The organism is Herminiimonas aquatilis (genome assembly GCF_042665175.1).
GTDB classification, from domain to species: domain Bacteria; phylum Pseudomonadota; class Gammaproteobacteria; order Burkholderiales; family Burkholderiaceae_D; genus Oxalicibacterium; species Oxalicibacterium aquatilis.
This window is the reverse complement of record NZ_JBHTCC010000002.1, coordinates 313076-338304: the sequence shown is the minus strand read 5'-3', so window position 1 is coordinate 338304 and position 25229 is coordinate 313076. Positions and strand designations below refer to the sequence as shown.

Genomic DNA, 25229 nt, shown 5'->3' with positions numbered 1-25229 from the left:
GTGTAACTTTGTATACTCTGCAACAAAAAACAATTCCCATTATTGCAATGCAAAGCGATGGCACGCGGGTTAACTTTTTTTTATCAAAAAATGATCGATAGCGTTAAGAATATAGTACATGAACCGCATACTCAGCCTGTTCGCTGGCGCTGGTGGTTAATTGCGTTAGGTTTATTGACGTCGGATATTGTTTCCAAAATAGCCGTGCAACGATATATGCCCTACGGTGAATCGATCCCATTTACCGGTTTTTTCAATCTCGTTCATACCTGGAATACCGGAGCGGCGTTCAGCTTTCTTGCCAACGCAGGGGGATGGCAGCGATATTTTTTTCTTGCAGTGGCGATAGGAGCGTCTATTTGGTTAGCCAGTGAACTGCGTAAAGGACAGCCTACATTGAAAGCGCTGTCCTATAGCCTGATCATGGGAGGCGCACTTGGCAACGGCGTCGACCGTGCGCTGCGAGGCTATGTCGTGGATTACCTGGACTTCCATTTGGGCGGATGGCATTGGCCTGCATTTAACATAGCCGACATCGGCATTGTCTGCGGTGCGGCGCTTTTGATTCTGGCTGAAATGCGGCAAGCGAAATCATCGGCATAGGAGGACACATGCAACAAAGGTACCTGTTCAGGCTTGTCCGGATTTCGTATTGCCTGCTTGTGCTGGCCGTCATGGCTGCAGCTTTCCTATCGTCGCCTGTAATAGCACAAAATGCGGGCCTTCTAGGTGAGCTCACCAGCAAAGCAGACGAGCCGGTGCCGCCTGAACTCGCGTTTTCAGTGACGGCCCGGCGGCTGGATGCAACGCGCATCGCATTAGACTATTTCATTCGTCCGGGCTACTACCTCTACCGCGACCGTTTGAGCATTGCAATGCAAGGTACGCCAAAGATGCGGATTGTGAAAATTGATTGGCCCGCCACAGTTATCAAGGAAGACAAGGTATTTGGGAAATCTCAGGTATTCAAGAAGTCCTTTGTCGCAACCGTAACACTAGAAGGAAATACCAAAAATCCGATCACGCTGACTGCTAATTATCAGGGCTGTTTTGAAGCTGTAGGAATTTGCTACCCGCCTGAAACCAAAACGCTCAAGGTCGCCGCAAACCGCTAGTTCTGTGCAGATTTGACCAGGAGTTCGGCATGAGCAATGAGCCGCAAGAAAAAGACGAAATTGAACTCGATACGACTAACGCGGCCCAGCGGCGAACATTGATCTGGGTGCTATTGATCAATCTGACGCAGGCTGTCGTGATTGGAATGGTCGGATGGTGGGCCAATTCTACTGGCTTGATGGGTGCCGCCCTGGACAATCTCGCCGACGGGCTGGTCTACGCTGTCAGTATTTATGCGGTGGGCCGAAGTATGCTTGCCAAGGCACGTGCTGCGCGGTTGTCCGCCCTTTTTCTCTGGGTATTGGCCATTGGATTGCTGATTGAAGTAATCCGGCGCTTTGTGGCCGGCGGTGAGCCAATTGGCATGATCATGATCATCGCAGCAATTGCCAATGCAGCGACAAACTGGTTCTGTCTCAAGTTATTGCGCTCTCATCGTAAGGAAGGAGTGCATTTCCAATCGTCGTGGATTTTCACCGCTAACGATATGGCCACCAATGCAGGAATTGCTTTGTCTGGTATTGCGGTGATGTTCTTCCAATCTCCACTGCCGGATTTATTAATTGGTCTAGTAGTTGTGACAATCGCTTTCAAGGGCGGCATGGAAATCTGGGAGAAGACACGCAATGCAAATACTGAAGAAGTATCTGCTTCGGATGAAAAGAATTAGCATATTGTTTTTTTGGTTTACGAAGTCTTCGATATAAATTGGGATCGTGCCAAGATAAAGGTAAAAGAGGGCAGAATATTTATGGCGCCATATCGGCACTCGTGGGTTCCGGATGCGGGAACCGGCTTGGCTCGACTTTCCGCATGAATTGCCAGTTTGATGGGGGCTTGCGCGTCGTGAAATAAAGGAGCGATGTTTTTCCCAAACGTCAGCAATCTATGAACAAGATCGATCAGTACATCCATGCCGCCACGCATGACGTGGAGGAGCTCTATAAACTCACGTTGCTTGTCCGAGACAGCCCAGACTATCGTACCGACCGATACAGTGAGCGCAATGCTGTCCATCAAAAACTACAAGCGGAACTGGCAGCTTCTGCAATGAGTCACGAACGCTAACTCATTGCATCGAAATCATATCCACCCCACAATCGACAGTTAATCAATTTCAGGCGGAATGATGAAACTGGAGAAGCTGCGAGAAGTACTCGAACAGAAGCAAATTGTCATTTATTTTGGCGCAGTCATCGTCGCAGCGTTAGTTGCGATGTCGGTGTCTGGAACCACTGCAGTTGAGAGTGCAATTAATCCGGCTTTAGCTTTTATGCTTTTCGTCACCTTCTTACAGGTACCGCTGGCAGAACTAGGTCAAGCTCTCAAGCACGTGCGCTTTTTGGCCACGCTATTGCTCGCCAACTTCGTCATCATTCCCATTTTGGTCTTCGCCTTGGTCGAGTTTTTTTTAGAAGACCAAATGCTTTGCTTTGGCGTCATGCTGGTACTGCTAGCCCCATGCATTGACTATGTTGTGACTTTTGCGCATCTAGGACGCGCCGATGCACGATTGCTCCTAGCTTCAACGCCAGTATTGCTCATCGCCCAGATGTTGATACTCCCTCTTTATCTCAGTTTAATGCTTGGTGAAGATGTGGCAAGCTACATACAGGCGGGGCCATTCATGCACGCATTTGTTTGGTTGATTGCTGTTCCACTGCTCATGGCTGGCGCTTTGCAGTTCTTTGCGAAACGAAGCAATAGTGGAAGGCATCTTTCAGATATCTTAGGACTGACTCCTGTACCAGCTACGGCACTGGTCCTGTTTATCGTGATATTGGCTGTATTACCCCAACTCGGTCCGGCCATTGATGCTGTATGGAAGGTACTACCGATTTATATTGCTTACGCAATTCTTGCTCCCATAATCGGCTGGTGGGTTGCACGTCAGGCGAAATTGGATTCGCCATCATCCCGTTCTGTTGCTTTCAGTTCCGCCACTCGGAATTCGTTAGTCGTTCTGCCGCTTGCACTGGCCGTTCCAGGAGCCATACCGGTACTGCCGGCGATTATCGTTGCGCAAACGCTCGTAGAACTGATTAGCGAACTGCTTTATGTCCGTGTGATTGCAAAGTGGGGCAAATAAAGGTGCCTGAAATCGAATGTCCGCTTTGGGTCGGAAGGCAACTATCGACTTTACGATTTAACGCACATCGAGCATCTACAGTTTGTATTGCGGTGTAGGTCGCTTGATATGACTCTGAATGAGATTCGAGAACTGCTGAAGTTTAGAGATTCACCAGAACAGAACTGCGGAGCGGTCAATGATTTACTAGACCAACACATCGAACATGTGACTACCCGTATTGCGGAACTACAGGCGCTAGAAAAACAATTGAGGAAGCTTCGGAAGTTGTGCAGACAGTCGCAAAAGGCTAAGGACTGTCAGATACTACAAGGCTTGTCTAAGTCCCCAAGTACCAAGGCGAAGAAACTTACTTCACATGAACGAGGCTGCCACTAGCCTGGGGTACGAACGTCCGCTTTGGGTCGGAAGCAGACGTCCGCTATCGGACAAGCGAAGCACCGCATGCGTGGGCGATTTTTGCGCACTGCTTTACGTGTGGAAAAGACAGTCTAGCGGCGACGCGGACGACACGCGCTCTGGGTGAACGTGGTGTGGGCGTGTTGCGCTTTGACTTTGCTGGATTGGGTGCGAGTCAGGGCAAGTTCGGCGATTCAACCTTTGCGGCAGATGTGGCTGATCTGGTTGCTGCAGGTCAGGCAATGAAGGCAGCTGGCAAGGAACCTTCGTTGTTGATAGGCCATAGTCTGGGTGGTGCCGCGTCGTTGATGGCAGCCGGAATGATGCCGAATATCCGCGCGGTAGTGACGATCGGTGCTCCATATGATTTAAAACATGTACTGCATCAGTTCGACCCGGCTGCGTTGAAAGAAATCGAAACTGACGGCGAGGCCGAAGTCCATCTGGTCGGTCGTCATTTTTTTGTTCGCAAGGATTTGATCGATGCGTTGCGAGAGAACGATCTGCGTTCGCACATCGCATCCTTGAAACGCCCATTGTTGGTGATGCATGCACCAGGTGACGACACGGTATATGTAGAAAACGCTTCGCGTATCTTCGCTGCAGCCAAACATCCAAAGAGTTTTGTTTCACTGGACGATACAGACCATTTGCTGACACAACGACGAGATGCCGATTATGTAGCTAACCTAATTACCGCATGGTCTTCGCGTTATCTGCCGATGAAGAGCGATACAAACTAAGTCGCGCTGTTGATATCGTAAAGGGGTCATGGATTATCTGAAGCAATGGTCCATGACCCTCTCAGCTGAGTTGCGACTTTCTTTGTGAGTTACGCAGCAGTTAGCAATCCATGTTCTGCGAATGAAAATGCTGGTCCCTCCCCAATAATGAAATGATCTAGCACGCGTACGTCGATCGATTCCAGAAGAGATTTAAGACGATTGGTTAGCTGCTTGTCTGCTTCACTAGGTTGTGTGCTGCCGGACGGATGGTTATGGGCCAAGATCATTGATGCAGCATTCAATGACATAGCTCGTTGAACGATCGCTCGCGGATATACAGACGTTTGATGGATCGTCCCAAAGAACAGTGGTTCATAGGTAATCACACGGTGCTGCGTGTCCATGAACACCACCGCAAACACCTCTCGTTGCTCATTGATCAACTGCAGGCGCAAATAGTCTTTCACGTCCTGTGGACTTGCTAATTTCGGACCGTGTTTGATTACGTGATCATCCAAGATTTCAATCGCCCTGTGCACGATCCAGGTATCTACTGCTGTAAGGTCACTCAGAAATTCGCTCCAAGGCCGGAGGGAATCTGTACCTTGTTTCTCTGCACATGAGTTGATGGTAGTTGTCATAGGGCCTTTAGGTCGAGGAGTGTGCTCACCATTAAAGGTGGGCACTTCCTGACTATGTTGAATATAACGTCGAAAAAAAAGACCGCCGAAGCGGTCTTGATGAATTTGGGTTTGGGTTATTGCAAGTTCTAAACGATTTTCATCAGATCCTTTTTTGATTTAAGAATGTTAGAACCTCTGCTGCATTAGAACGATTCGGCTGTGGTGAATGAACCCTGTACTTCCTCCTGCTCTCTGCACCTTCCACCAATCCGAATTTTGCGGATGTGTCTGGAACGAAGTGCCACTCTCGACACGTCCTATGATTGCGCTCTGTCCATTGGCTTGTGCACGTACGTTTGTGAAACCGTCTGGGTCGTCAACGACAGCCTCAACAGAAAAATCCTTTGCTGGCTGCGTTCCTACTTGTTTGCCATTGTCTATAAGCAAGCCGTTTACAAATACGTATCGATGCGTCTGATTACTTTCTCCCTGCATGGTCAAGACTACTGAGTTACCAATGCGCTCTACCTGGTAAATATCAGAGCATGTTCCGAATGTCGGGTAGCTCTGCGCACCGTTCGCCCGAACTGCGACGAAATTAAAGAGTGCAGGACATGCCGATCCGCCACGATTTTCAATAAGGACGAGATGATCCTCTCCAATACGAAATGACTCTTTGATCGACAAAGAGGAATTCGCCTGTACCACTGGCTTGACCAGACGGCCATCGAGGATGAGTTGGGCCTGCGCATTGGTTGTGAGATTACCGTAACGTGTTTCTAATAAATCTACTCCCTCTTTATCTACGTTAGCCAAGGCAGTTTCATCATGCACATGTTCCGTCGCTGCCACGTTCTCTGGTGTGATCGGCGGCATGGACAAATCCATTCCTGCCACCGCTTCATTTCTTGGTAACGGTGTCTTTTGCCCCTCTTTGTAAAATCCCAGAAGCACATTAATTGCAATTGACGCAACGAGGAGTACTGCACCGGCAATGGACCACCGTCTCTGAGATTTATTAAATTCTTCGACACTGGCCCAGCTACCTTTTCGCCAGGCTAATTCGCGGCCCTTGAAACCAAGCATAAAGCAGGCGCCAATACCGACAAAAGGAATGAGTGCAAACAGTCCCCACCACACCTTGAAACGGATGCCCCAAATGACGTTCAATAAAAATCCACCCCAGCACCAGCCTTGAACGCCGGCAGGGAGTGGCTCTAATACCGCCTTAGGGATAGTCGGTTTTGTTTGTGTGGTGAGCTTTACGGCTTGCGGCGCGCCACACTCAGGACAATGCGTGGCGCTATCGGGGATTTCTTTACTGCAGGCGTGGCAAGAGGTCATGGCCATTTGTTCCTTTATCTGAAAGGGTTTTTTATTCTTGTAATGGGATAGCTGCGTAGCAGCCTGAGGATGTTGGTGACGGATACAAGGAAATAAGGAATAGGCTTTCCTTGTATCCGCCAATACCGCCTTATCTTCCGACGAATATTCCAAGGATCATCGTCAAGACGAACATGCCTATCCATGTCCAAAAGTAGGCAGGGTTTTGATTGAATGCTTTCGCGCGTTTCCACAGAAAGACCGGGACCAAGAAGAAATACTTCCCGAAGCTGGAAGTATCGACGCCATCTTGTTTCAATCTGGCGTCTTCTCCGGCAGATAGTCCAATGTTGAGTAATAACGAGATGTACCAGTACTTGCTAGTGGCCATCGCATACGCTGCCTCATATTCGTTTTGTGCAAGTACACCAGCCACAAGACTTTCCAAAATCAAACCAATCAACGGTGCGAATGCGAGGATCCATACCACCGTATTGCTAACAGCTATAGTTGGTGAAGCTGCCTTGATAGCGGGCGCACCACATTTTGGACAAGCAGGAGCACTGACGTGAATTTGATGAGAGCAGTGCGGGCAGTTAAGAAAAGAACTCATTTTTTCCTTTAGTTGGAAGTTAGTTGGATTGGGTATTCCCGAGGAGGATAAGAAGGCCGAGTGCGGCAAAAGTGACGGCGACAATCGTTAATGTCTTTAGAGGCTTGTGTTGTTGCAGGCTGATTGCGCCAAGGATCAGGCTGCTCACTCCTAAAATAACGACGCCCAAGATGGCATCCTTATCGTGCGCTCCCTCAACGTCCACACTGCCTAGGAATGCTAGGCCAGCGAAAATTGAAGAGACGATGCCCATCCATCCGGATTCCTCTGCGGACTTAGTGGCTACTGCTTGAACCGCACCGCATTGCGGGCAGGATGGCGCGCTTTCGTGAATCTCTTTACTGCAGCCTCGGCAAAAGACCATGGTTATTTTTCCTATGAATGAAGATTGCGGGAAGTGATGTAATGAAATATTGGTTATCTTGATCGCGCTTATTTTAAACCAAATAAGATATAATTAAACCAATTGGTTGCGGTGTGGCATCTTTGCATGCGGCACAATGTGCAAATGCCTACCATCGAAGAAAAAAGTGCTTTCACTAAACGTCTACGTTTAGCGTTGCGCCGTAGCCAAGAAGCTGTCGAAGGTGCGACTGAGCTCGCCATCCAATTTAGTTTGCGTTACGAGGGGACAGCTATTTCTCCGCAAACAGCGCATAAATGGCTAAGTGGACGCTCGGTACCAACCGAAGATAAGTTAGTCACGCTAGCGAATTGGTTAAATGTGGATAAGCATTGGCTGCACTATGGTCCGTCTCCAGAAAAGTCAGAGCTGAGTTCAAAGGCTGCGGGAAAGAAGAGCAGTGTCAATGCTCCCTCTAAAGAAGCAGTTACCTTAGCTCAAAAAATTCAAGCGCTACCTCCGCATCAACGCTATCTGATTGAGGAATTGGTAACGCAATTTCAAGAGTGATTGAATCGCCTTAGATAAGGGCGGTTGTTTGCCACAGCGCCTTCGCTTTCAACGCCGCCCCCTGTCCAAACCAAGCCGAATCCAGTCGATGATCAACACTCTTAGCTCGACGTTCGTGATCTACAAATTGCGTTACCGCATTCAGTAAACCAAAAGCAGTTCCTTTAGCCGAGGCTAGTTCTGCGCCGCGACCTTTTCCTTCATAGATTCGTTTAACTTGACGCATGGTGGGTGCTACTTTTTGTAACTCATTGTTTTCAAAGGATAAAGAGAAGAGGCTGCGCAAGAAGGCCTCAGCTTCTTGATCTTTCAACTTACGTTCAGCAAGCTTGTTCATACGGTAGCGGAAGTTGTCCCACGCCGAATTCGAAAAGCCCAATTCCTGTTTGACGCGAACCGGATCAAACGCCGTACTATGCGGCACCTTCACAACGTCCTTACCTCCGGACAATGCAATTGCCAAAGTGTTGCTACAGACAACACGGACGCTAGTGAACTGCGCGGTAGTAGCTAAACTACCGTCGCAGGCAGTCGCTAAAAGTAGATAGCCATTGATATGGTCATTGTTCTTGATAGTCATGGATTGACCTGTCTTAGCCAGCGCCCATAACTTTCGGCCGCCTTTCATGACGCCAGCAGTTTCTAATTCAAACCCAGAGCGTTCCGTCAGATCCCGATAGAACTCCAGGATCTCGTCTGGCTGCACGACTTGATAGCGATTTGAGACGACAGACAGTGCGATTTTGGTGTCTGACCGATACAGCACTTTTTGGTCGCTGAACATTTGAATCTTCTCTGGAGCGCCTAACGAACTGGAGTTGAAACGCACTGGCGTTTCCATAATCTTGAAGTTCAATCCGGACTGATTTGCCCATGTATCCAGAGACTGATTGGGAGTGAGTACCTCGCCTAAGCCATGCCATGGGGTTTGGCCTGCATAGGCCATCGTTTCAATTTCATGTGACATTGTGTTCTCAGCATAAAAAAGCCCATGTCATCGCAGTCGACAGAGGTCGAGTGGATGACATGGGCGGGTTTGAAAGAAAGAAGAGCAGGAGCTAGTTACGTTATCCGTAGATAAGGCTTAACTTTTGGAGGTGGGTTTAATACGCATTGAATGTATGTCCGCAGTGATGACATTTATTGTTGTGCAGCAGGGTACGGTCAATAATCTGACCGACGCTGATCCCAGTGGCACAGCCTGCTGCGCTACTGGCCAATGCATCAAGTACGGCGCCAGCAATACCGCCTACAGCAGCACCGACGGGACCGCCAAGCAGCGATCCGACGCGTGCTCCTCGCATACAGCCGGCGATACTGACACCGATGCCAGCCAGTGCTCCGATTACGCAGCCGACTTTAGTGGCGTGGTTCCTGGATTCAATTTGATGTGAGTGACATTTCGGACACTCGTCTGATGACGAGTAGGGTGGAAAAGCCTCAATGGGTTCTTCCGGGTCGTGTGGGTAGAGATGGGTGGTTTCCATGAAATTCCTTCATTGTGTTGAACGAACGCACTACAGCGAAAGACTGGCTGTAGCTCATGGTGGTTATATGTCTTTGAATTTTTTTTGAAACAAGTTGCACTAATCTGAATTAGTGGTAAGATATTCTTACTAGTGGTAAGATTTAATTATGGAGGCGTAATGAATGAAACTCTGATTAGAGCTAAGTTGACAGATGTGTTGCAAAGTATTCAGGCATCTAGTGGACAAGATTGCCCTGCTATTTTGGGTAGTACGAAACCAGTCGAAGAACTGCCAAAGTTCGATAGCAAAATATGGCCAATAGCGATAGGGATGCTTGCGATGGGGCTTGGTATAACAATTGAAAACGATGTGAATATCTTCCGTAAGGGGAAGGAGTGCGTTGCATTAACTATTGATGAGACCGTTGCATTGGTGTTAGCACTTGTTGAGGCACAGACGGGTGACGATATGCAAGTGGCAAATAAAAAATGAGTGAGTCACAAGAATCTAAGCGTCAAGTTTTAGCTAATCGTCTAAAAGAGGCGAGGAAGATGGCTGGACTCTCGCAAGGCCAAACGGCAAAACTGCTTGAGCTTCATCGCCCAGCGATCTCTGAAATCGAAGCTGGCAATCGTCGAGTTTCAGTTGAGGAACTGAAACGGTTTGCAGAAATATATGATGTTACTGCTTCTTGGTTGTTAGGCGAAACGGCAGAGCAATTGCAAACGGACGATCCGCGACTCCAGCTAGCAGCTCGTGAGTTGGGGAAACTGAAATCAGATGACTTGGATCGGTTGATGCGATTATTGGCATCTATGCGCGGGGCAGATGACTCTAGTAATGGGGAAACTTGATGAGCACAAGCCCTATTCTGAGTCCATTTTTAGATCAAAAAGCGTTAGTAATGAAGGGTATGCAGCAGTCCATAACTGTTCGCATGAAGGTCGGATCTGATCTCGTAAGTCCAGTATGCGTTTACGGTCTTTGTGATTCTCTTGGCGTCACTGTCCGCTTCAACGACATTAACATGGAAGGCATGTATGACAGATCACCAAAGCCACGAATTCATGTTTCAGCTTTAAGACCGCTCGCGAGAAGAAATTTCACCTGCGCTCATGAGTTAGGGCATCACGTTTTTAATCATGGTTCGACCATTGATGATTTGCGTGAGGATCAAGCTAGAAGCAGTGATCGGCCACCAGAGGAGATATTAGCTGATTCATTTGCCGCGTTTTTTCTTATGCCTACCTTGGGTTTGCGAGAAGCCTTTACACGCAGAAAGCTCGACCCAAATAGGGCATCTGCATCGGAATTATTTGCTATCGCATGTAATTTTGGAGTGGGTCAATCAACCTTAGTTAATCACCTTACTTATGCCGTAGGAATGATTAGTACTGCCCGACGCATGGTTTTAGGTCGCATTACACCAAAAATGATTCGAACTGAAGTATTAAGCGAGGTTGTCTCGGAGCCGCTAACTATTGCAGACCAACATTGGAATGCGGCTACGTTAGATACCGAAGAGGATGCGCTCCTTCTTTTGCCGGTAGGTGTCGTCGTAGACACCGCGATCCTTATGCCTGAAAGGGTTCTTCCATCCGGGCGATTATTTCGAGCTGTAAAACCTGGTATTTCGCGAGTAGTAATTCCGGGTACTACTTGGGCGACCTATGTTCGCGTCGCTAAACGCCAATACGTCGGCCTTGCACGTTACCGCCATTTAGAGGACTCAAACGATGACTAAGTTATTGCCCGCGACAATTGGACCGCTTTTAGTAAATGAAACTAATTTGTCTAGAGCCTGGGCCAAAATATTTTTACATATACTTGACCACAGCGGCCATGAAATAACGCCGTTGGTTTTGAGTTTGACCGGTTTCGACAATGACGGGGCTCCAAAGCAGGAGGAAAACCTCTATGCGGCGCTTGACAAACTTCTCTCTTCGAAAAAACAGCGAACCATCGAAGATGTCGCCTATACGATTTTTCCTCAAAGAATGTGGAAAATTGCGAATGGAGATCGCGCCAAACTATTTGCTTTATACCGGGATGCATTTCCGCGTTATCAAGCAATGAACCCGAAAGGAAATAATAGGGGGTTATATTTCGAGCGTTTAATCTCATACGGGAGAGGCCGTTGTGAGGGTAACCAACTTGAGTGGATTATCTCGCAATTTAATAGCCGTCCCGGGGTCCGTCGCTCTATGTTTCAAGCTAGTGTATTTGATCCAGAACGTGATCATATTCCTGATGCTCAACTTCAATTCCCATGCTTACAGCAGATTAGCTTTGAGCCGACTCCCGAAGGTCTCGTCATCAATGCTTTTTATGCGACTCAACAAGTACTAGTAAAAGCATATGGAAATTATTTGGGAATAGCTCAGCTGGGCGCATTTATTGCGCATGAAATGAAAACGAAGTTGGTACGTATGAATGTGACAGTCGGAATAGCTAAAGTAATGGATCTATCTAGAAATTCTCCCGATATGCTACCTCTCATAGCGGCGGCAAGAGAGTGTATTGCCAGTGAAAAATAACCTTACGAGAAGTAGAAAGAAGTGATCGTGTCTTTGAAAAAAAAACAGCAGCTTGGGTTGTATGAGGAACCAAATTTATCAGCAGCATATACCCCGCCAACTCATCTTTTACCGATTAGAGTAAGTGCTGCATACGACACATATTGGCGGTTTGCAGTCGAGCGTCAGAATGTTTTTTTTCGGCGGCTGAGTAACGATCAAATGCCGTGGAGTACTGATCCAATAATTTCTTTACATAAGTTTACCAATGCATATCGGGCATCTGACCGAGTGAGTCAGTATCTTATACGACATGTAATTTATCGTGATGATCTACCGAAGACAGTGGTTGAAGTTTTTTTTCGGACACTCCTGTTCAAATTTTTTAACAAAATTGAAACTTGGGAATTGCTACAAAATAGTTTGGGTGAAATTACTTTTGAAAATTACCTTTTCGAAAACTACGATAAGGTTTTAAGTCAGGCAATGTTGGAGAGAAAGCGAATTTATTCAGCGGCATACATCATGCCGCCAGGAGGTTCTGCATTTGGGCATAAGTTGAAGCATCAGAACCATCTTCGGTTGCTGGAACTAATGATGCATGACGGAGTGCCTCAGACTTTAACTGGCTTGACTCGTATGCAGTCTGCATTTGAACTGCTAAGAAGTTATCCAACCATAGGGGATTTTCTTGCATATCAATTTGTGACAGATATTAATTACAGTGAAATTACGAATTTTTCTGAAATGGATTTCGTAATTCCTGGACCGGGGGCAAGGGACGGAATTCGAAAATGTTTTTCGGATATGGGTGGATTAAATGAGGCTGAAATTATCCGGTTGATGGTAGACAACCAAGATCAAGAGTTTGAACGGCTAGGCTTAGATTTCAAATCTTTATGGGGTAGAAAACTTCAATTAATTGACTGCCAAAATTTATTCTGTGAAGTAGATAAATATTCGCGAGTTGCCCATCCGGAAATTGCAGGAATTTCAGGGCGCATACGCATTAAACAAAAGTTTTCCCCTTCTGGAAAAATTTCCGCACCTTGGTATCCGCCGAAATGGGGTATTAATGAAAAAATTAGCGATGAGTTCCAAACGATCAAAGTTGGTGAAAAAATTAAAGCAAAGAAAAGAAATTAAATAAATTTTTATAAAGAGGGACAACAATGAATTTGAATGTCTATCAGCAAGAAGCACAGAAGACTGATCGTGTCCCGCTGAGAGGGCAAAGCGGTCACGATATTATTGTTCCTCTTTTAGGACTTGCCGGCGAAGCAGGTGAGTTGCTTAGCGAATACAAAAAGCATTTGCGAGACGGCAGTGCGCACCAGCTTTTTAAAGAACGCATATCCGAGGAATTAGGTGATCTTCTCTGGTATGTAGCGAATGTTGCGACTAAATTTGATTTAACTTTAGGCGAGATAGCGGACTCTAATTTGAAGAAAACGCGTGATCGTTGGGGTGATCAAGATACTTCAGCAAAGAATTTTGATGAAGGCTATCCATCGCACGAGCAGTTTCCGAGGAAGTTTGAAGTTGAATTATGCGAAGTAATGATTGATGGCAAGCCAAAGATTCGGTTGTTAGTCAATGGAGAGCAAAAAGGAAACGATTTAACGGATAACGCAGATGATCCAGATGGTTATCGTTTCCATGATGTTTTCCATCTAAGTTACGTGGCAGTTTTAGGATGGTCACCAGTATTGCGAGCCTTGTTTAAGAAAAAAAGAAAAAGCGTTCCTGAAATCGACGATGTGCAGGATGGAGGCCGAGCTCAAGTAATCGATGAAGCAGTTTCTGCCTTAGTTTTTACTTATGCCAAATCGCATAATTGGTTACAAGATGTAGTTGATCTTGATTATCAACTGTTAAGGACGATAAAAGGCATTAGTTCTTTACTTGAAGTGAGGGAGCGCTCGATGGGGGACTGGCAAAGAGCGATTTTAATGGGGTTTAAAGTGTGGCGTGAGGTATTGGAAAATGGCGGTGGAAAAATTGCTATGGACCTTGACGCGCAACAAATGACCTATCTTGGTCCACCTTCATGCTGTTCTACCGTAATGATCGACGAGATAAACAATGCCTAGCAAAGAAAATTCCCTGAATAAATCTCCCGGAATGTTGTTAGGTCATGGAGTAGACGTTGTAGACATAGATGATTTTTCAAGAATTCTTAAGATGCCACTTCGTGAGTTTCTGGATAGGCACTTTACTCAAAATGAAATCGAAAGTGTTGGTACCTCGACCAATAGCACTGAAAGATTTGCGGGGCGATTTGCAACTAAAGAGGCTGTATTGAAAGCATTGAGAGTGGGATGGGGCGATGGAATCGCTTTTACCGACGTTGAGGTAGGCACGACAATGAGTGGAGCTCCAACGATCATTTTGCACAGAAAGCTTAAAGCTTTGGAAATCGAGCGGTGTATTTCGACTTGGTTAGTTAGTACGAGTCATACTGGTCATGTTGCAGTTGCAAGTGTAATCGCGCTTAGTTGAAATCTATATAGAGTTAGGAAGTGTAATGCAAGAATTTTGGACCGCTCGAAAAAGAAGCTCGGATGAAAAATACATAGGTAAGCCATTCAATTCGTCTTCGTCCGATTCTGAATACAACCGTGATCGTGCACGGATCATTCACTCATCGTCATTTCGCCGACTGCAATCCAAAACCCAAGTTTTAAGCCTTGGAGAGAGTGACTTTTATCGAACTCGCTTAACTCACTCGTTGGAAGTGGCGCAAATTGGATCGAGTATTTGCGAAGAGCTTAAAGACCTATATAAAGAGACCCCAGAGTATCTGCAGGCAATCCCATCCTTTAGTCTCATCGAAGCAATTTGCCTTGCCCACGACTTAGGGCACCCTCCATTTGGACATGGTGGTGAAATTGCTTTGAATTCGACGATGAAGAATGCAGGTGGATTCGAGGGAAATGGACAAACGCTTAGGATTGTTTCCAGACTCGGTGAATATTCTCCACATCATGGGATTGATTTAACGCGCAGAACGCTTTTAGGATTGTTGAAATATCCAGCTTTGCATAAGGACGTTGCAAAATATACTTCACCATTAATTCCTAATAGTTCGAATAAAGAGCATACAAAACCACCTAAATGTATTCATGATGAGGAAGAGGACATACTTGACTGGATACTTTCACCATTCGAAAAGTCTGATCAAAAATTGTTTAAGCAGATCATTAGTCGGGAAGGTAAGCATAGCTCGACGAAATATAAGGCCTTCGATACTTCCATTATGGAAATGGCTGACGATATAGCGTATGGGGTACATGATTTAGAAGACGCTATTGCCTTAGAGTTGGTAACTCATCGGCAATGGGAGACAGCTGTTGTAGCTAAAATTTCAGCACTTGATGGATATAAAAACGAAGCCGGTGAGCTGAAAAAGCTTATTGATTTTTGTAATAAAAATCTTTTTACAAATTCTAATAAAGAGCGGAAACATTGCATCAGCAAATTAGTACGTTATTTTGTACAAAATATTCGAATCCAGGAGATCGCATCATTCCAGGCACTGGAACTACGAATAAATGCCGTTATGGAGTTAAGTGCTCAGTTAAGTCTACAAATCCTAAAGGAGTTTGTACGCGATTTCGTAATTTTTAGACCTCAGGTACAGGCTTTAGAATTTAAAGGACAGCAAATGATTTGTAAGTTGTTTGACGTACTTGATGAGAATCCTAAGCGTCTTCTCCCCCGGTCAGATTATGATCTTTATGAACAATCACCAAATAAGCATAGAGTTATTTGTGATTATATTGCTGGTATGACGGATGTCCATGCTGCTAGATTATATACACGAATTTTTACACCTAATATCGGTTCAATGTTTGACCGATGAATGCCGCGTTCGAATGTGGACATTCTTTGATTTACTTCTGATGTAAACACGAGCTAGGTTTACTTGTTGGTCGAGAGCTTCGAAAAATCAAAAGGGCTAATCGCTTTTTTCTTATTGGCCTCTAGATAATCAGCCCACCATTGCATCATCAGCCGCCGCTCATCCAGATGCTCTGCCTTATGAATGTATGCCGCACGAACAGAGTTTCTTTCCTGGTGACTCATTTGTCGCTCCACAGCATCCCTAGACCACAATCCTGATTCGATCAATGCGCTGCAAGCCATTGTTCTAAATCCATGACCGCAAACTTCGGTCTTGGTGTCATAGCCCATGGTTCGCAGTGCCTTGTTGACGGTGTTTTCGCTCATGGCAAGTTTCGGATTGTGGTCACCCGTAAAAATCAGATCATGATTACCTGTCGAATTTTGAATGCGTCTTAGCAGTGATAGGGCCTGTGTGCATAATGGAACGAGATGAGGCGTATGCATCTTTGCGCCACGGTGCGCGAACTTGATGCCATCTATAGCTTCACGTTCCCCGGGTATGGTCCAGATCGCGCGATCAAAGTCTATTTCGCTCCAGCGGCCGAAGCGCATCTCGCTAGAGCGTATGAATATAAGCAATGACAATTCAACAGCCAGTTGCGTTAAAGGGCGACCTTTGTAGTTGGTGATGCGATTCAATAGCTCGGGGATGCGTTCGAAATCTAGTGCGGCACGGTGCTTTGTTTTACTTGTTGGTACCGTTCCAGCAATGTCTTGAGCAGGGTTGTAGTCAATTAGTCCGCTTTGAACGGCATACCTCATGATGGATGTGACACGTTGTTGAAGGCGTGATGCAACTTCTAATCGACCCGAGTTGGCTACGGCCTTGATCGGAATTAGAAGGTCGCGTGTTTTCAGATCTTTAATGTTGGTTTTGCCAAAGGAAGGAAATATGTCCGAAGCGAGGCTTTGCAAAATTCTGGCGCGATGTGCCTCGGACCATTTTTTATTATTGGCATGCCATGTCCGAGCAACTTCTTCAAAAGACGTTCCGTTACGCTCTTCGAATTGCTCTTGCTTCTTTTTTGCGCCGGGATCTATGCCAGTGGCCAGCAGCTGTTTGGTTTGAGCTCGTTTCTCACGTGCCGCAGCCAGCGGTGTTGAGGGATAGACCCCAATAGCCAGCGTTTTTTGTTTGCCGCCAAAGCGATAATTCAATCGCCAATACTTGGAACCGTTGGGATGCACCAGAAGATACATGCCCTCACTATCTGTTAACTTGTATTGTTTGTCGGTTGGCTTTGCTGCCCTGATCTGCGCGTCGTTTAAGGCCATGTGTGCTCGCTTGTTGGTATACGCAATATCGAACCAGCATATACCAACATTTATACCAACAGCAAGTACTTGAGGTCGGTAGCCTTCAGTTGACCTTGGTAGACTGAAAAAGCCCTGTAATCCGCATGAACACTTATTTTTATGCAAAAAATAGACCTCGGTTGAGGTCTATTGATGTCCTACTGGTGCCGAGAGCCGGAATCGAACCGGCACGCCTTGCGGCGCGGGATTTTGAGTCCCGTGCGTCTACCTGTTCCGCCATCTCGGCAACGCAAGCTGAGCATTATGCTCGATTTTGCTGGTTTGAGCAATACTCATCTTGCTTGATAAGCGAAATTAAGCCGCATAATTTCCAGCTCGTCTGTTTTACTTCTGCTGCTGCCTGGACTTTGCCAAGGTCGATTGCGCCGGGGTTATTTCTGCTCTGTAGATAATTAATAAACGCGCCGATAAAGGCGGAAGCGTTCATCCCTGTCAGCAGGGCGGCGGCCTTGCCAGATCAGTTTCCATTGCTGGTTGTAGCGCGTCAGGGTCGGGGCAGAATCGTTGCCGCGATGATTGTCTTGCAATAGCAGGAAGTCGCAATTCTTGTCGTCAAACTGTGCGAACTGGATTTTTCCGAAGTAGGCAAACGACGCGCGTTGCGAGGCGCCGACATTGGTGGACACACAGCGTTTGACGGTTGGCAGTACGGCGTTAACTTGTTGCGCCACGCTTGCATAACTCTTGATGTAATTACCCCACGGCAGCCATAGTGTCATCAGTAGCAGCCAGCACAGGATGATGCCACCGGATGACAGGACGACGGCGCGCCACAGTACAGAAGGGCGGCGCGAAATGCGCCAGTACACAATCCATATCCATCCGGCCGTTGCGGCGGCGGCGATCAAGAAAGTGATCAGGCTGAACTCGGGTTTGAAGCCGGGCGCAATCTTGAAGGCATTCTTTGCAATTTGTGCCGGCCAGCCGGTCTGCTTGGCGATCCAGCCCAGCCAGATGAAGGTCGCGCAGGTACTGAGCATCATGACCGAGAACCAGTCGACTGCATTGATGGCACCGCGCTTCATTGTCGGCAAGCCGAATGCGGCGAGGATGGCCAGCATGGGCAGCAGCGGCAACAGGATAGCCTCTTCACCATGCGGATTCAGGAATGCGAGTACGACCAGTGCGCCGAAAAATGTCAGTGGCAACGTGATGTGCAGCGCTTCATACTGACGACGCCAGGCGTAGACAGCCCAGATTGCAAACGGCCATGCAGGCCAGGCAAACCAGATCGCATTTTTGAAAAAGTACTGCAGCGTTGGCAAAGTCGGCGCGCCGATCTGGCGATAGTTCCATGCCATCCATGCATCGCCTGGGTTGCTGCCAAAAGGTTGTACCTGTTGATTTGCGAATATCCATGCCCCGGCCACCAGTGCAGACAATGGCAGTACAACCAGCGTCAAGCGCAGCAAAATACCACGCTGGCGTGCGGAGGCCAGCGCGACCACGCCGATCCAGATGGCGAGCGGTACGATCCAGCCACGCGACAGTACCAGCAGGCCCAGCACCAAACCGAATGCAATTGCGCTTCGGGTCGAGTGCGATTCAAACAGGCGCGTTGCAGTATAGAGCGAGAAAGCGACGAGCGATACTTGCAGGGCTTCCGACGTAGTGCCGTGACTGTGAACCAGCAAACCCAGGCAACCGAGATAAATCAATAGCGCGCCGTCCGCCAGTGTGCGGCCGAAGTCGCGTGGTTCGGGTTGTCCGCCGAAGGCCAGCTTCAAGGGTTGCGCTTCAGGCCTGCGGCCTAGCAGATAGGTGGTGTACCAGACTGACATCGAGCCCAGCAGGAAGAAGCAGATAGGCGCGATGCGGGCGGCAAGCGGATCGCCGAGCAGCCAGCCGAAAAGTTTGATGCAGATAGCGCCCAGCCAGAATGCCAGTGGTCCTTCATACGGCATCGGCAAGCCGACGATGTGCGGCGACAGCCAGTCATTCAATGAGCCGTTCGCCATCGTCCACATGATGCCGAAGCCTGCCGCGTCATCCGGTTTCCACGGATCGCGACCGATCAAGCCGGGCAGGATATATAACAGGCACAGTGCGAACAGCGCCCAGCGCGGGAGAGCGTGCGTTGCGGAGGCGGGAAGGCGGACTGGCTTCATGAAGGAGGATTGGTTTTATTCGGTTCGGCGTTATTGTGCCGGAAAAAATCTGCACTAGTATGCATAGCAATAAAAAAGGCAGCCGTAGCTGCCTTTTTGAAACGCGGTGACGAAATTATTCGGCCACTTGCGTTTTGGAACCAACGGTACCGAATTTCTTGCGGAATTTATCCACGCGACCTGCGGTATCGACGATTTTGTGTTTGCCGGTGTAGAACGGGTGGGATTCCGAAGAAACCTCGATCTTTACCAGTGGGTATTCTGCGCCTTCAAATTCAATTTTTTCACGCGTTTGAACGGTCGAGCGGGTGATGAATTTGAAATCGTTGGAAACGTCGTGGAACACAACGTTACGGTAATCCGGGTGAATGCCATCTTTCATGATTTGCCTTAAATAGTTAGGTAGCCAATTGACACTTCGTCGGTCGCACTGCTTCTTGACCCGATTGCCTATCACTTGCCGAGGTTGGAACGAGCCCGCGATTATACATTGAAAATTCAATTAAATCATGGGTTTGTAGCAAGTTTGCTGATATCGTGGCCGCTGTTGTCAGCGCGGCATTTTAAGGAGTGATAGTGACAATTGGTTTGCAAAATGGCATGAGTACCTTGCTGCAGGCAGTGGAAGTCTGCGGCATCATCGCCTTTGCCTGCTCCGGCTTTATCGAGGCGCGGCGCAAGGAAATGGATCTGGTTGGCGTGTTTATCGTGGCGTTTATCACTGCATTCGGCGGCGGTACCCTGCGCGACATGCTGCTGGATAGACGTCCCTTGTTCTGGGTCGAGCATCAGGAATATGCGATTCTGGTCTTTGTATTAGCGCTGGTGGCGTGGCCGTTTTTCTCGCATTTGCGTTCGGCCGCCGCCGAAAAGACGATCGTTGTGGCCGATGCCTTTGGTCTGGGATTGTTCAGTGCGGTGGGTACCTCGATGGCGCTGGAGGCAGGGATGCCGATTTTTATCTGCGCGATGATGGGTGTGACGACCGGTGTTTTCGGTGGCGTATTGCGCGACGTGCTGTGCAATGAAATTCCGATGGTGTTCCGCCGTGGCCAGCTTTATGCGACCTGTTCTTTCGTTGGTTGCTGGGTTTATCTGGGGCTGGAATTATTGAAAGTATCCTCAGCGGTGGCCTTGATTGCCAGCGTGGCCGTAACCTCGCTAATGCGCTTGCTGTCGGTGCGATTAAATTTGCGTTTGCCTGGATGATTACTGCAGGATCAATTAAAAACTCACGTTATTAACGTCATTGTTTTAAACAGATCGATTAATCATTCTATTTAAGCAGCCATTAAAAAAGCCCGTTTTCTTTTGCACAGCATGCAAGGAAAACGGGCTTTTTGATTTCAGCCTTGTCGACTGAAACTTCAAATACGAGTCGACAAATTAAGAATTACCGCGACGCATCATGTCGAAGAATTCGGCGTTGTTTTTGGTCGCCTTCATCTTGTCGAGGATGAATTCCATCGCTTCGATTTCGTCCATGCCGTACAAGAGTTTGCGCAAGACCCAGATCTTCTGCAGCTGATCAGGTTTGATCAGCAACTCTTCGCGACGTGTGCCGGATTTGTTCAGATTGATCGCAGGGTAGACGCGCTTCTCGGCCAGACGGCGTTCGAGATGGACTTCCATATTGCCGGTACCTTTGAATTCTTCAAAGATCACGTCATCCATGCGGCTGCCGGTTTCGATCAGTGCAGTAGCGATGATGGTCAGCGAACCGCCTTCTTCGATATTACGTGCGGCACCGAAGAAACGTTTAGGGCGTTGCAATGCGTTGGCGTCGACGCCGCCGGTCAATACCTTGCCGGAGGCCGGGATCACGGTGTTGTAAGCGCGTGCCAGACGGGTGATGGAGTCGAGCAGAATCACGACGTCCTTTTTCATTTCAACCAGACGTTTGGCTTTTTCCAAAACCATTTCAGCGACTTGGACGTGACGTGTAGCTGGTTCATCGAAAGTCGATGCGACCACTTCGCCGCGTACCGAACGCTGCATCTCGGTCACTTCTTCAGGACGTTCGTCGATCAGCAAGACGATCATCACGACATCCGGATGATTGGTGGTGATCGCGTGAGCGATGTGTTGCAGGATGACGGACTTACCTGATTTAGGCGATGCAACTAGCAGGCCGCGTTGGCCTTTGCCGATAGGAGCGATCAAATCGATGATGCGGCCGGTGATGTTTTCTTCGCCACGCATTTCACGTTCAAGCAACAAAGGCTTGTTCGGATGCAGCGGCGTCAGATTTTCAAACAGGATGCGGTGTTTCGATGCTTCCGGAGGTTCGCCGTTGACCTTGTCAACTTTGACTAATGCAAAGTAGCGTTCGCCATCTTTTGGTGTGCGAACTTCGCCCTCGATCGAATCGCCGGTGTGCAAATTGAAGCGGCGGATTTGAGAAGGTGAAATATAAATGTCGTCGGTGGACGCCATGTAGCTGGCGTCGGGCGAGCGCAGGAAGCCAAAGCCGTCAGGCAATACTTCGAGGGCGCCATCGCCAAAAATTTGTTCTCCTGATTTCGCGCGTTTCTTGAGAATCGCGAACATCAGTTCTTGTTTGCGCAAGCGCGCGGCATTGTCGATGTCCAGGCTGATTGCCATTTCTAGCAGTGCTGAGACGTGTAACGCCTTTAATTCGGATAAATGCATAGTATTTGAGTGTCCCGGGACGGGATATAAAAAGGTGGGGGAGTGAACTACGTGGTGATGTTGAGTGCTGTAATAATAAAGCAGCGATGCGGGCGCATCGCTGCAATTTTCTATATCAGATGTTGCTATCGATGAAAGCGGTCAATTGACCTTTAGCCAGCGCGCCTACTTTTTGCGCTGCAGGTACGCCGTTCTTGAACAGGATCAGCGTTGGAATGCCGCGAATGCCGAATTTGGCAGGAACAGCTTGATTAGCGTCCACGTCCATTTTCGCGATCTGGATCTTGCCGCCGTATTCCTTGGCTACTTCTTCCAGGATAGGTGCAATCATTTTGCACGGACCGCACCATTCTGCCCAGAAGTCGACCAGAACAGGTGTGTCGGATTTCAATACGTCTGTATCAAAAGACGCGTCGGTAATATGTTTGATGTTTTCGCTCATGTATGCCTCGGTTTGAGGAGAATAGAATAAATCAGCGCCTTGGTGACAACCGTTCTTGCCGGTGTTTGCCTGCAGCGCCTCCGGGTACTGAAACTAAGATGGAGACGTTGCGATTTAATTCAAGTTTTGAAGGTGCGGCAAGAGGGTATTAGGCGGGGTCTGGGCAAATCATAACCTATTTTATAAAAAGTGTGGCAATGCTCATAAAATTTCACGTCAGCTCGCATAAAATGCAAAACTGATTGCCCGGCCCGCATGTTTGTCCTGTCGCATTACCTCACACCACCACTCTGATGCCGTCTAGCACCACTTTCCTGATTCCGCCTTCCTCCACCTTTTGGGACGATGCTGCATGCGCGTTGTTGCAAAGCGAGTTGCGGACGCAGGCGGCAGAGGCTGGCAATCTTGCCGCGAATGATTTGTCGGCAGTGCGCGTTCTGGTATCGACCTTTGCGCATATACAGTTATTAAAGTCGGCCCTGACGCGCCAGATAGGCGGCGCTTTCATTCCGCCGACAATCACGACTCTGTCTGAATATATACGTCTGTTGCCGCCAGTGGCAGGTGTTTCGGCAACGGCTGCAAGCGAACGTTTGATGTCTCTATATGCAGATTTGCGGCAGCATGCATGGCTGAAAAAACTCTTTAGTGCGCGCCGCAATACCGACTTGCTGCCGCTGGCGGAAATCTTGCTCGCGCTATCCGATGAGTTGACGCAAGCGATGCTGCCATCTTTGAAAGTTTCGCCGGATGCAGCCGACGCACGCTGGCAGGCCGCGCTGGAACAATTGTCGCCGGTTGCGCGCAATCTGTTGTCGGATGAGACGCAACTGGTGTGGACGATCTGGAAGAGTCAGCTCGATGCCAGCGATGCGATCGTCACGCGCTACACGCAAATGATGCGTATTGCGCAGCAAGCCCATTTGCCGCTGTTCTGGATCAGCCCGGTAGCACCGGATGCAATGGAGCAGGCTTTTCTGGATGCCTACGCTGTGCATCAGCCGCTGGCGGTGATGTCACTGGATTGGCGCGCACACGCTATTAATAGTACGTATGCCGCGGCTTGGCTGGAAATGCTGGTTGATGATGCTATGCCGGAACCATTCTTTGATGATTTGCCCGCCAGCTTGCATGTTGCGACGCCAGCGGCACTGAAATTGTATGAAGCGGACAACCTGGAAGCCGAAGCCAAGGCCGGTGCGCAGACCATTATCGATTGGCTGCAGGCAGGAAAAACCAATATCGCCATCGTCGCGCAGGACCGCGTCGTCGCGCGGCGCATACGTGCATTGCTGGAGCGCGCGCAGATTGTGGTGGCCGATGAAACCGGCTGGAAGTTATCGACCACGCGTGCCGCATCCGCCATCGCGGCATGGCTGGAACTGGTTGCGGCGCGTGCCGAAACTGTCGGCTTGCTAGATTTCCTCAAGTCGCCCTTTGTCTTCGCCGGACTGGAAGAGAAAGCCGATCTGGTGATGCACAGCGAAATGGCCCTGCGGCGCGCTAATGTATTGAACGGTTGGGAAGCCGCTACAGAGGCACTGACCGCGATTCCGCCGGCGCAAAGAATGATCAAGCTGCTGGCGCAGCAGGCCAGCGGATTTGCCGGCCGCAAGACTTTATGCGACTGGATTGCTGCCACCAATCAAACGCTGGATGCAATCGGCATGCGCACAGCCTTGCAGGCCGATGCCGCAGGATCTCAACTGATTCAGTTGTTGCAGGATATTTCGCAGGATTGCATGCAGGTCGGTCACACGTTTTCGTTTTCCGAATGGCGCGCCTTCCTGAATCTGCAACTGGAAGCGCAAGCCTTTGTGCAACTCAATCTGGATAAACGCGTCGTCATGCTTCCTTTGAATGGTGCGCGCTTGCGCGCCTTCGATGCAGTATTGATGGTGGGTGCAGATGCCGAACATCTGCCATCGCAACCGATGGAAACACTGTTCTTTGCCAACGTCGTTCGCCGCGAGCTTGGCCTGGCTACGCGTGAAAGTCGTCAGCGCCAGCAATTGCGTGATGTCACCGAACTATTGTCAGCCAACGATTGCGTGGTGCTGTCGTGGCAGGCACATAAGAATGGCGAACCGAATCCAGTCAGCCCGTGGATAGAACGTCTGGAACTGTGTCTGGCGCGTGCCGGCGTCGCGCCCATCGCCAAGCACGATGTACAGATTGCGCCCCGCACCTTGCAACCTGCGCCGGTATTCATGCCGGCCCCGAGTGCAGCACAACTGTTGCCGAAAAAATTATCGGCCAGCGGTTACAACAGCCTGGTTGCTTGCCCCTACCAATTCTTTGCGACGCGCATGCTGGGTTTGTCCGGCATCGATGAATTGTCGGACATGCCGGAGAAACGCGACTACGGCGATTGGTTGCATCAAATCCTTGCGCAGTTTCATCAGGCTGGTGCTGTTCCATCGAGCGAACGCGCGGCGCTGTTGCAACAGATTTCGGATCAGGTCTTCGCGCATGAACTTGATAAAAGCGCAGCGGCACTTGGCTATTACGCACGCTGGCAAAAAGCCATGCCGGCCTATCTGGACTGGATGGCCGAACGTGAAAGCCAGGGTTGGCACTTCGTATTAGGTGAGGAAAAATTCGAGAAAGTGCTGCGCTGGGCCGATGGTGAAATCACCCTGCATGGTCGTGTTGATCGCATGGATGAAAACGCGAACGGCGAACGTGTCGTCCTCGATTATAAAAGCACCAATCAGCTTGCGCTGCGCGACAAACTAAAACACGGAGAAGATCACCAGTTGCCGTTTTACGGTTTGTTATCCGATACACCGCTGAGTGCCGCCTTGTATATTCCGCTGGAAGCGAGCAAGGACAAGATCAAGGAAGTCGAAGCGCCGCAGTTCGATACATGGCAGCAGACCTTGTCCGAGCAGATCGTGCATAACATGCGGGCGATCGCGCAAGGTGCACCTTTGCCCGCGACCGGGCCGGAACCGGTTTGTCAGTATTGCGATGTACGCGGCTTGTGCCGCAAGGGCGCATGGTGATGGCTAT

Annotated in this window: 29 protein-coding genes and 1 tRNA gene; 18 read left to right on the top strand and 12 right to left on the bottom strand. The window is 48.8% G+C overall.

The features are described 5' to 3' along the window. The first annotated feature begins 57 nt into the window (after nucleotides 1–57). From lspA to ACFQO0_RS11100, 7 genes are all read left to right on the top strand, one after another. Complete coding sequence (gene lspA / locus ACFQO0_RS11130) at nucleotides 58–603, top strand: signal peptidase II (protein ID WP_382234597.1); 546 nt, start codon at nucleotides 58–60, stop codon at nucleotides 601–603. Nucleotides 604–611: 8 nt separating this feature from the next. After that, a complete protein-coding gene (locus ACFQO0_RS11125; RefSeq protein WP_382234595.1) occupies nucleotides 612–1115 on the top strand; it encodes a protein-disulfide reductase DsbD N-terminal domain-containing protein in 504 nt (167 codons plus the stop codon). 29 nt (nucleotides 1116–1144) lie between these two features. Further along, on the top strand, nucleotides 1145–1786 hold the full coding sequence (locus tag ACFQO0_RS11120; protein WP_382234593.1) for a cation efflux transmembrane domain-containing protein: 642 nt from the start codon (nucleotides 1145–1147) through the stop codon (nucleotides 1784–1786). 218 nt (nucleotides 1787–2004) lie between these two features. Then, nucleotides 2005–2184: a hypothetical protein gene (locus ACFQO0_RS11115; protein WP_382234591.1), complete on the top strand. Its 180-nt coding sequence runs from the start codon at nucleotides 2005–2007 to the stop codon at nucleotides 2182–2184. Nucleotides 2185–2245: 61 nt separating this feature from the next. Beyond that, on the top strand, nucleotides 2246–3205 hold the full coding sequence (locus ACFQO0_RS11110) for an arsenic resistance protein (RefSeq protein WP_382235087.1): 960 nt from the start codon (nucleotides 2246–2248) through the stop codon (nucleotides 3203–3205). A 6-nt stretch (nucleotides 3206–3211) separates the two neighbouring features. Continuing rightward, a complete protein-coding gene (locus ACFQO0_RS11105) occupies nucleotides 3212–3583 on the top strand; it encodes a MerR family DNA-binding protein (RefSeq protein ID WP_382235085.1) in 372 nt (123 codons plus the stop codon). Then, nucleotides 3574–4347 (top strand): alpha/beta hydrolase family protein, encoded by a 774-nt coding sequence (locus ACFQO0_RS11100; RefSeq protein WP_382235083.1) that lies wholly within the window; start codon nucleotides 3574–3576, stop codon nucleotides 4345–4347. The genes ACFQO0_RS11105 and ACFQO0_RS11100 overlap by 10 nt, the downstream gene beginning before the upstream one ends. 89 nt (nucleotides 4348–4436) lie before the next feature. Here the strand turns inward: ACFQO0_RS11100 and ACFQO0_RS11095 are convergent, their stop codons facing one another. The 4 genes from ACFQO0_RS11095 to ACFQO0_RS11080 all read right to left on the bottom strand — a co-directional run bounded on the left by ACFQO0_RS11095 (nucleotide 4437) and on the right by ACFQO0_RS11080 (nucleotide 7141). Further along, entirely contained in the window at nucleotides 4437–4970 is a 534-nt protein-coding gene (locus tag ACFQO0_RS11095; RefSeq protein WP_382234589.1) for a JAB domain-containing protein, read from the bottom strand. Nucleotides 4971–5138: 168 nt separating this feature from the next. Next, entirely contained in the window at nucleotides 5139–6449 is a 1311-nt protein-coding gene (locus ACFQO0_RS11090) for an SH3 domain-containing protein (RefSeq protein ID WP_382234587.1), read from the bottom strand. Further along, complete coding sequence (locus ACFQO0_RS11085) at nucleotides 6427–6888, bottom strand: hypothetical protein (RefSeq protein ID WP_382234585.1); 462 nt, start codon at nucleotides 6886–6888, stop codon at nucleotides 6427–6429. The genes ACFQO0_RS11090 and ACFQO0_RS11085 overlap by 23 nt, the downstream gene beginning before the upstream one ends. Before the next feature lie 19 nt (nucleotides 6889–6907). After that, nucleotides 6908–7141: a hypothetical protein gene (locus ACFQO0_RS11080; RefSeq protein ID WP_382234583.1), complete on the bottom strand. Its 234-nt coding sequence runs from the start codon at nucleotides 7139–7141 to the stop codon at nucleotides 6908–6910. Between the two features lie 255 nt (nucleotides 7142–7396). Here ACFQO0_RS11080 and ACFQO0_RS11075 point away from each other — a divergent pair, with 255 nt between their 5' ends. Continuing rightward, the gene (locus ACFQO0_RS11075) at nucleotides 7397–7801 is read left to right on the top strand and encodes a transcriptional regulator (RefSeq protein WP_382234581.1); all 405 of its coding nucleotides are present in this window, start codon (nucleotides 7397–7399) and stop codon (nucleotides 7799–7801) included. Between the two features lie 10 nt (nucleotides 7802–7811). On the opposite strand, the gene ACFQO0_RS11070 is transcribed toward ACFQO0_RS11075, so the two are convergent. Both ACFQO0_RS11070 and ACFQO0_RS11065 read right to left on the bottom strand, forming a co-directional pair. Further along, entirely contained in the window at nucleotides 7812–8768 is a 957-nt protein-coding gene (locus ACFQO0_RS11070) for a DUF932 domain-containing protein (RefSeq protein ID WP_382234579.1), read from the bottom strand. A gap of 136 nt (nucleotides 8769–8904) precedes the next feature. Then, a complete protein-coding gene (locus tag ACFQO0_RS11065; RefSeq protein ID WP_382234577.1) occupies nucleotides 8905–9288 on the bottom strand; it encodes a hypothetical protein in 384 nt (127 codons plus the stop codon). Nucleotides 9289–9447: 159 nt separating this feature from the next. Between ACFQO0_RS11065 and ACFQO0_RS11060 the strand changes: the two genes are divergently transcribed. The 8 genes from ACFQO0_RS11060 to ACFQO0_RS11025 are packed head-to-tail and all read left to right on the top strand — an operon-like array spanning nucleotide 9448 to nucleotide 15651. Next, nucleotides 9448–9762, top strand: coding sequence for a hypothetical protein (locus tag ACFQO0_RS11060; protein ID WP_382234575.1), 315 nt, complete (start codon nucleotides 9448–9450; stop codon nucleotides 9760–9762). Further along, nucleotides 9759–10124, top strand: a complete 366-nt coding sequence (locus ACFQO0_RS11055; protein ID WP_382234573.1) for a helix-turn-helix domain-containing protein — start codon at nucleotides 9759–9761, stop codon at nucleotides 10122–10124. The genes ACFQO0_RS11060 and ACFQO0_RS11055 overlap by 4 nt, the downstream gene beginning before the upstream one ends. Further along, a complete protein-coding gene (locus ACFQO0_RS11050) occupies nucleotides 10124–11014 on the top strand; it encodes an ImmA/IrrE family metallo-endopeptidase (protein WP_382234571.1) in 891 nt (296 codons plus the stop codon). The genes ACFQO0_RS11055 and ACFQO0_RS11050 overlap by 1 nt, the downstream gene beginning before the upstream one ends. Further along, a complete protein-coding gene (locus ACFQO0_RS11045) occupies nucleotides 11007–11807 on the top strand; it encodes a thymidylate synthase (RefSeq protein ID WP_382234569.1) in 801 nt (266 codons plus the stop codon). Before ACFQO0_RS11050 ends, ACFQO0_RS11045 begins: the two co-directional genes overlap by 8 nt. A 27-nt stretch (nucleotides 11808–11834) precedes the next feature. Beyond that, nucleotides 11835–12932 carry a nucleotide kinase domain-containing protein gene (locus ACFQO0_RS11040; protein WP_382234567.1) on the top strand — a complete coding sequence of 366 codons (1098 nt, stop codon included), beginning with the start codon at nucleotides 11835–11837 and terminating at the stop codon, nucleotides 12930–12932. A gap of 26 nt (nucleotides 12933–12958) precedes the next feature. Beyond that, entirely contained in the window at nucleotides 12959–13879 is a 921-nt protein-coding gene (locus ACFQO0_RS11035) for a nucleoside triphosphate pyrophosphohydrolase family protein (RefSeq protein WP_382234565.1), read from the top strand. Next, complete coding sequence (gene acpS / locus ACFQO0_RS11030) at nucleotides 13872–14288, top strand: holo-ACP synthase (RefSeq protein ID WP_382234563.1); 417 nt, start codon at nucleotides 13872–13874, stop codon at nucleotides 14286–14288. The genes ACFQO0_RS11035 and acpS overlap by 8 nt, the downstream gene beginning before the upstream one ends. A gap of 25 nt (nucleotides 14289–14313) precedes the next feature. Then, a complete protein-coding gene (locus tag ACFQO0_RS11025; RefSeq protein ID WP_382234561.1) occupies nucleotides 14314–15651 on the top strand; it encodes an anti-phage deoxyguanosine triphosphatase in 1338 nt (445 codons plus the stop codon). Nucleotides 15652–15710: 59 nt separating this feature from the next. Here ACFQO0_RS11025 and ACFQO0_RS11020 read toward each other — a convergent pair whose 3' ends face one another. The 4 genes from ACFQO0_RS11020 to ACFQO0_RS11005 all read right to left on the bottom strand — a co-directional run bounded on the left by ACFQO0_RS11020 (nucleotide 15711) and on the right by ACFQO0_RS11005 (nucleotide 19502). Next, nucleotides 15711–16970: a tyrosine-type recombinase/integrase gene (locus tag ACFQO0_RS11020; RefSeq protein ID WP_382234559.1), complete on the bottom strand. Its 1260-nt coding sequence runs from the start codon at nucleotides 16968–16970 to the stop codon at nucleotides 15711–15713. A gap of 183 nt (nucleotides 16971–17153) precedes the next feature. Beyond that, a tRNA-Leu gene (locus tag ACFQO0_RS11015) sits at nucleotides 17154–17238 on the bottom strand. Nucleotides 17239–17404: 166 nt separating this feature from the next. Then, nucleotides 17405–19120, bottom strand: a complete 1716-nt coding sequence (locus ACFQO0_RS11010; protein ID WP_382234557.1) for an ArnT family glycosyltransferase — start codon at nucleotides 19118–19120, stop codon at nucleotides 17405–17407. A gap of 115 nt (nucleotides 19121–19235) precedes the next feature. Beyond that, a complete protein-coding gene (locus tag ACFQO0_RS11005; protein ID WP_382234555.1) occupies nucleotides 19236–19502 on the bottom strand; it encodes a type B 50S ribosomal protein L31 in 267 nt (88 codons plus the stop codon). 218 nt (nucleotides 19503–19720) lie between these two features. On the opposite strand from ACFQO0_RS11005, the gene ACFQO0_RS11000 reads away from it, so the two are divergent. Next, nucleotides 19721–20329, top strand: coding sequence for a trimeric intracellular cation channel family protein (locus ACFQO0_RS11000; RefSeq protein WP_382235081.1), 609 nt, complete (start codon nucleotides 19721–19723; stop codon nucleotides 20327–20329). A 177-nt stretch (nucleotides 20330–20506) separates the two neighbouring features. Here the strand turns inward: ACFQO0_RS11000 and rho are convergent, their stop codons facing one another. Together rho and trxA are read right to left on the bottom strand one after the other, a co-directional pair. Beyond that, nucleotides 20507–21772: a transcription termination factor Rho gene (rho, locus tag ACFQO0_RS10995; RefSeq protein ID WP_112993077.1), complete on the bottom strand. Its 1266-nt coding sequence runs from the start codon at nucleotides 21770–21772 to the stop codon at nucleotides 20507–20509. Nucleotides 21773–21887: 115 nt separating this feature from the next. Beyond that, entirely contained in the window at nucleotides 21888–22214 is a 327-nt protein-coding gene (gene trxA / locus ACFQO0_RS10990; protein WP_382234553.1) for a thioredoxin TrxA, read from the bottom strand. Between the two features lie 293 nt (nucleotides 22215–22507). Here trxA and ACFQO0_RS10985 point away from each other — a divergent pair, with 293 nt between their 5' ends. Then, the gene (locus ACFQO0_RS10985; RefSeq protein WP_382234551.1) at nucleotides 22508–25222 is read left to right on the top strand and encodes a PD-(D/E)XK nuclease family protein; all 2715 of its coding nucleotides are present in this window, start codon (nucleotides 22508–22510) and stop codon (nucleotides 25220–25222) included. Nucleotides 25223–25229: the final 7 nt, after the last annotated feature.